Genomic DNA, 6,948 nt, shown 5'->3' on the forward strand with positions numbered 1-6,948 from the left:
GCAGCAGTCGCCCCCGGCGTGCCTTTTCAGGAACATCGGTCCTGGGAACGACTTCCTCCGTTCTACCCGCGGCAAAAGTTGGCATGTTTTGTACTATGCCAGACGTCGTTAATAGTAGGCCGGTTTGTGAGGAAAGAAACTACTAATTTAGACCGTTACGTCTGATGTATAGACGCGCTTTCGAGTAATGACATCATTTGCAAGTCCTTAGGAGACGACATGAGCGAACTCGGTGTGAGATCGCTAGAGCGTGAAGCGCGGCCATTTTATTGCTTAATGCATCTATTCGGCGAGCGTTGAAAATCATGTCCTTGGTAAGGATTGCGCAGTGCTAATGAGATTTTGTGGCGACAGCCGGATAACGCCGTTGCGTGGACTATCAATGTCCGCAATCAACATAAACGATAGCGATACAACCAATGGCATGATCAGCAGGAAGCGGCTTTTCAACGTAGCGGTGCGCGCGCCGTAGCCCACCAGCAGATTGCAGAAAACTCCAATAACGATCATTAAGGCCCACGCAGCAATGGGTATGCGGTTCCACCATGCTGCCTGAGTGTATCCCTGCGTGTTAATCACATCGTTCATTCCGACAATGGCAAGTGCGGTCACCGGATTAGGCTGCATCGCTGCGCCGGCCCTAGCCGCCGTCCACAATTCGGCTTGCAATTGCGTCGTGGCAGCGTTTGTTTTTTCGAGTTGGAGTGTATCCTGCGCCAGGTAAAACTGGATGCGTTGATCGAGATACTTGACCAGAAGCGAGCGAACGAGCGCGGCCTGCGGCGCCGGCAGCAAGTCGGCTCGCACGAACTCGGTGCCGATGGCGTTTGCCTCTTCTTCCTCGTAATTCTTGCGTTGGTCGTATCGACCTACTGCCATCGAGAGGCTGAAGCCAATGACCAGCGCCAGCAAGGTCAGGGTGGCGGATTGCACAATGCCAAAGTCATCGCGCATATCGTCGGTAAGCGGGTTCCTTCGGCGCAAGACACTCACGCCAAACCATGCGGCTAACGACATCAGCAACAGCGAGACGAAGAAGAAAACGAGAGGATGACTGGCGAGCTGTTCCATCAAGGCCTCCGTGACTTGGATGAACATCCGGCCAACCATACGTCGACCCCAAATGCTTGTTCGTAAATATCTTGTGAGGCGCCGGATTGTAGACGGGGTCGATTTGCTAAATCAGTGTTTTGAGTACCTTCGCCAAGACGGTCTGCAGCGGAAGTTGCATCGCGACGACGTAAAGCATAGGTATAACGGCCGGACCAGCGACTGCAAACACGCCGAGCTTGCTGATAGGGAAGGGCCTCATGTGCTGGACCGAGTCGTACATGGTCTGCACGTCGGCGACAGGCCCTAGCTCGGGCGCATCCAGAATAGCCGGCGAGCCAACCTCTTCGCCGGATATCCAGCGCCGATGCACCAATCTTCCGTGATGCCCCACTAAGCGGCCGTAATCGAGAACGGCCTGACGTTTAGCTTTGCGTAACGGAAGAGCCAGCGGAACGAACGGCAAGAGAAAAACAACTGAGATTAGGACTGCGGTCGCGACAAGCAGGCTTTTAATGTCCATCGCATTTACACCGTGATACACAACATCATGCGCAAACGAACCCGCCGCGACAGCGGAGAGCGCAAATGTAACGGGGCTGAACATGAATGCGAGACGTTCGACGAAAGCGAGCCCACCCACTCGATCCGGGTGGGTGGGAACGAGCGCAAGCGGAAACCTTGCGAGCTTCATCAACAGGATGAACAGCAGACAGGCGCGCCAGATCCACGCGAGTAACAGTGCAGTAAAGATTGGTCGGATCACCAAGATGAACCACCAACCGCCAAAGGTGATCCGGCCGGAGTCGTCGGTCCCGGTGGACCAAGACATGTCTTCCATTCTGGAGAAGACAGCGCCAGCGGTGGCCCATGCCACTACTGCGCCGAAGATCAGCACCCACGGCAAGACACCGTTTCGCAATTGCACAACGCTTGCGACGAGTGCTTTGAACTGATCTATCTCGTCCTTGGGAACAAGACCCGTATCAATAAAATGATGCAGAAATGGAGAAGCCGTTTTTTGTGCAACGCCTTCTGCAATGACGAGTAAGGGGATCGCGATAAGGCAGCGCACGTGAACACCGAAGTGTCCCAGCAGGGCGTGCGCGTCAGAGCCTGGCGCCGCGCGCCCTGTGAGAACTGCCCACAGCACCAGCGGCAACCAGGTGATCGCCGCGAAAATGATTGCACGGCGAGCCGTACCCATTCCATTGACGGGAATTAGCCCGAGCCGACGCTGAAACCGGAAGAAGAGATCATCGCGCACGAGCGATAGCTCCACGCGCGACAAGTCACCTGGCGCGTCGATTCCGCTAATGCCGTAATTTACGGATGGCGCCATTCTTCGCTCCGAATCCCTACATGGCATCGGGCACAACCTCCCATGCTGGATCGGGTGTGCGATCGGCCGCTGTAACTTCTATGCTCCCCGGCCTTGCTCAGCCAACGAGAAGCGGATGCTGACGAGTCATCTCCACGCCTGCTTGAGACCGACGAGGCATCAAGCATGGAGTGTCGTGCAACCGCAAGATCCGCGCTATCGGGGTGTGAGGCAACGAAATTGCCCTTTGGGGCAAGCGAGTTAGCGAGATGATTGGCGAGCGCACAGCGAAGCGGGACGCAATCACGAGATGCTTTCGAACGCCCCGGCGGGACGTCCCGTCAATCACAACTCCGGAAAGACCAGCGTCAACGCAGGCAACCGAGTTGGCAACAAAACGATCGTAAAAAAATAACCGCAACGTCAATGTGAAAAACAACCGGGACGTCGATATCAACGTCGAAGGGCGCGGGCGGTACAGCTATGACGATCACTACTACCCGGTCGCGACTGCGGCGGCCGTCACAGCGACCGTAGCAGTGACATCGGCCGTGGTGGGGTCCATTGTCCGCGCCAACGAGCTTCCTCCTAGTTGCGCGCAGGTCATGCGTGGCAACGCCGCGTATATGCAATGCGGTTCGACTTGGTACCAGCCTCAATACCAAGGCAGCAACGTCACGTAGGTGGTAGTCAATGCACCCTGACGCTGATCCTTGAAGTCACCGGGAAATGATCGGCTCGTTAGCACTCTCTACTGCTCCCGGTTTGCCCCTGTGGGCAGGCTGATTGCCCCAAATCCCGATACTCCTAGTGTTGCGATGGTTGTTATGTTTCCTCTGCGTCTTACCGGAGATGACGGCATGCACAGAATGACTTGTAAGAAATTCGCACTCGGTCTGTTGGCAATCTCGCTGTGCATTGGAATCGGTCACGCAGTGCCCAATCCGGCGACTGACGCGACGCGCAAAGCCAATCAGGTCATAGCCGATTATCTGCCTTTCTCGAATACGCAGGACTTTGACGACGCACGTCACGGCTTCATCGCCGATTTGCCCAGCCCGGTCATCAAAGGTGCTTCAGGCAACACAGTGATCGATTTGTCTCAGTACGATTTCCTGAAGCAAAGCGGTCCCGCGCCTGCGTCCGTCAACCCCAGCCTCTGGCGGCAGTCCCAGCTCCTGGCGATCCGCGGGCTGTTCAAGGTAACGGATGGCATTTATCAGGTTCGAAACATTGACCTGGCCAACATGACTTTCATTCGAGGGAAAGCAGGCTGGGTCGTAATCGATCCGTTGACCTCGACGGAGACCGCGAAGGCGGCGCTCGATCTCATTAACAGCAAGGTCGAGAATCTACCTGTCACCGGCGTGATCTTCACTCACTCTCACGTCGACCACTTCGCCGGAATTCGGGCGATCGTTGACGAAAAAGACGCACGTTCCGGGAAGGTGCCTGTCATTGCCCCGGATGGATTTATGGAAGAGGCGGTTAGCGAAAACGTGTTTGCTGGAAATGTCATGAGCAGGCGTGCCTCCTATATGTACGGCAACCTGCTGCCCAAAAACCCGGAAGGGAATGTCGGCGGAGGCTTAGGGCTCACCACTGCGGCTGGCACGATCACCTTGTTTGAGCCGACCAAGCTCATCGCAAAGACGGGAGAGACGCTCACAGTGGACGGCATCGATGTCGTTTTCCAGATGGCCCCAGGAACTGAAGCGCCGGCGGAGATGTTGTTTTATTTCCCTCAATTTAAGGCGATCGATCTTGCCGAAGACGCAAACCATACACTGCACAACATCCTGACCTTGCGCGGTGCGAAGGTGCGCAGCGCGCAGAAATGGGCGAGTACGCTTGATCAAACGATCGATCTTTGGGGCGGCGAGGCGACTGTTTCTTTCGGCAGTCACCACTGGCCCCAATGGGGAAATCAGCGTGTGGTCGAGCATCTGGAAAAGCAGCGCGACCTCTACAAATATATCAACGATCAAACGCTGCGCATGGCCAATCAAGGGTTGACCATGAACGAAATCGCTGAGCAGTTCATGTTGCCCGACAGTCTTGCCAAAGAGTTCTACAACCGTGGCTACTACGGCGATCTGAAACACAATGTGCGGGCAACCTATCAGCTTTACCTCGGATTCTGGGACGCCAACCCAGCCGACTTCAATCCGTTGCCGCCGGCCGAGGAGGCAAAGAAATATGTGGAGATGGTCGGAGCGGAAAAAATGATTGCCACCGCGAGGACCGCGTATGGCAAGGGCGATTATCGATGGGCCGCAACGGTCGCGAACAAGGTCGTGTTCGCAGACCCGAAAAATCAGGCTGCGCGTAATATCGAAGCGGATGCGCTCGAACAGTTGGGCTATCAAGCGGAGTCAGGGCCCGCGCGCAACTTCTATCTCTCAGGAGCCCAAGAACTGCGCGGCGGTGTGAAAAAGATGGCAACGCCCAATACGAGTTCCCCGGACATCATTCGCGGCATGACGACAGACATGTTCCTAGACTTTCTCGCGATCCATCTCAACGGTCCGAAGGTCGGCGACAAGTCGTATGCATACAACCTGAAGTTTCCCGATATCAAAGCGCAGTACGTACTGACGGTGAAGAACGGAGTCATGAACTACAGCAAGGATAAGCAACTCGACAAGGCGGATGGCACTGTCACGCTGAATCGCTCGACCTTGGACGACATTGCGCTGGGCAAGCTAAAACTCGGCAATCTCGCGGAAAGCGGCGATGTGCAGATCGATGGAGACAAAGCGAAATTCAAAGAAATGCTTGGCAACTTCGACAAGTTCGATTTCTGGTTCACGATTGCCGAGCCTTGATGGGAATTGCCATGATACGCACGGCTCGGCAAGTTGCGCTGATACAGGTTAGTTTTGCCCAGGCAAAAGGCATGGCGCCAATCTCGTTGGCGCCATGTCCTTGTAGAAGTAGATGTGTTGAATTCGCCCTGTGCCGTATGGCTGAGATCGTTCGCCACGAGCGGCCGGGTGGTCAGAGGTCAAAGAGCATTTCGTTGGCGTTCTTACGTCGGTCGTTTAGAAGTTTACATAATCTTAATTATCGATTATCTGACTTGTAGGTCCCAAGTTCAAATGTCGTGTTCCTGCCAAGTAGAGATGTCGCCTTTTGGCTTAAGTTCATTGCCGGACAAGCGTGTCAGGAGCGCGGGCAATGAACACGATCGGGACCATCACCATGTCGATGCGCGAGTTGGACCGATTCAAAGTGTTTCAGTCAGTGGTCGACGGACTGCTCAAACCGTGGCGGGCCGCCGAGCGACTTGGACTGAGTACACGACAGGTGCGGCGTCTCAGTGCGCGGTTACGCGAACAAGGCGCGCCGGGCCTGGTTTTCCGGCAAGCGCGGTCAAACGGGCAATCATCGTGTCGACGCGGGCTTGGCGGTCCGGGCCGTGGCCATCGTCAAAGAGCGCTATAGCGATTTTGGCCCGACGCTTGCCTGCGAGAAGCTGCGCGAGTGTCATGACATTCGGCTGGCCAAGGAAACCGTTCGGCGGCTCATGATCGGCGCCGGACTCTGGACGCCACGTCGACAGCGTCCTCCAAGGATCCATCAGCCGCGCAACCGTCGCTCGTGCTATGGCGAGCTGATCCAGATCGATGGCAGCGATCATCGCTGGTTCGAAGATCGCGCGCCGGCGTGCACGCTGCTGGTGTTCATCGACGATGCCACCAGCCGTCTGATGACCCTGCACTTCACGGCCACCGAATCGACCTTCAGTTATTTCGAGGCAACGCGCCGCTACATCGAGCAGCACGGCAAGCCCTTGGCGCTGTATAGCGATAAAGCCAGTGTGTTCTCGCTCAACCGGGGCTCGCGCAAGGCTGACAAGGGGGTCACGCAGTTTGGCCGGGCCTTGTACGAGCTCAACGTCGAGACCCTGTGCGCCAACAGCAGTCAGGCGAAGGGGCGCGTGGAGCGTGCCAACTTGACCTTGCAGGATCGGCTCGTCAAGGAATTGCGGCTGCGCGAAATCGACACGTGGGAGGCCGCGAATGCTTATGCGCCCCACTTCATCGCCGACTTCAACGACCGTTTCGGCAAGCGCGCGAAGAGCGACTTTGACGCGCATCGTCCGGTGCGTGCCGACGAGGATCTCGATTCGATTCTGACGGCACGCGAATCTCGTTGCGTCTCGGCCTCGCTGACGGTGCAATACGATCGCGTGATGTACCTGCTTGAAGATTCGCCGGCGACGCGCGCCTTGATCCATCGCTATCTCGATGTGTACGAGTACCCGGACGGGCGCATCGAGATTTGGGCGAATGGCGCGGCGTTGCCCTGTCGACGTTATGATCGCCTGTCCCATGTCGACCAGGGCGCTGAGGTCGACAACAAGCGTCTTGGACACGTCCTTGCGCTGTCGAGGCAGGTGCAGATGGAGCGCGACAATCGCCCTATCAAGTCAGCGCCCTCACGCACCAATCGGGGCGAAGAGGTGCGCCCGAAGATGCGCGCCAACAACACGCGCAAGCAACGCGAACTCAAGCAGATCGACCTGAACGCGATGATGCTCAGAAGTGCCGAAATGCGGGCAGCCTCGGTGG

Annotated in this window: 3 protein-coding genes and 1 pseudogene; 2 read left to right on the forward strand and 2 right to left on the reverse strand. The window is 56.5% G+C overall.

Features of this window, described 5'->3' with window-relative positions:
• Window positions 1–303: 303 nt before the first annotated feature.
• Window positions 304–1,071 carry a hypothetical protein gene (locus LDZ28_RS32330; protein ID WP_244832432.1) on the reverse strand — a complete coding sequence of 256 codons (768 nt, stop codon included), beginning with the start codon at window positions 1,069–1,071 and terminating at the stop codon, window positions 304–306.
• A gap of 106 nt (window positions 1,072–1,177) precedes the next feature.
• Window positions 1,178–2,392 carry a hypothetical protein gene (locus LDZ28_RS32335; RefSeq protein WP_244832433.1) on the reverse strand — a complete coding sequence of 405 codons (1,215 nt, stop codon included), beginning with the start codon at window positions 2,390–2,392 and terminating at the stop codon, window positions 1,178–1,180.
• A gap of 839 nt (window positions 2,393–3,231) precedes the next feature.
• On the opposite strand from LDZ28_RS32335, the gene LDZ28_RS32345 reads away from it, so the two are divergent.
• Both LDZ28_RS32345 and LDZ28_RS32350 read left to right on the forward strand, forming a co-directional pair.
• Window positions 3,232–5,199: an alkyl/aryl-sulfatase gene (locus LDZ28_RS32345; RefSeq protein ID WP_244832434.1), complete on the forward strand. Its 1,968-nt coding sequence runs from the start codon at window positions 3,232–3,234 to the stop codon at window positions 5,197–5,199.
• Window positions 5,200–5,575: 376 nt separating this feature from the next.
• Window positions 5,576–6,866: pseudogene (locus LDZ28_RS32350) on the forward strand (ISNCY family transposase); the annotation flags it as partial.
• Window positions 6,867–6,948: the final 82 nt, after the last annotated feature.

Source organism: Caballeronia sp. TF1N1 (genome assembly GCF_022878925.1).
Taxonomy (GTDB): Bacteria; Pseudomonadota; Gammaproteobacteria; order Burkholderiales; family Burkholderiaceae; genus Caballeronia.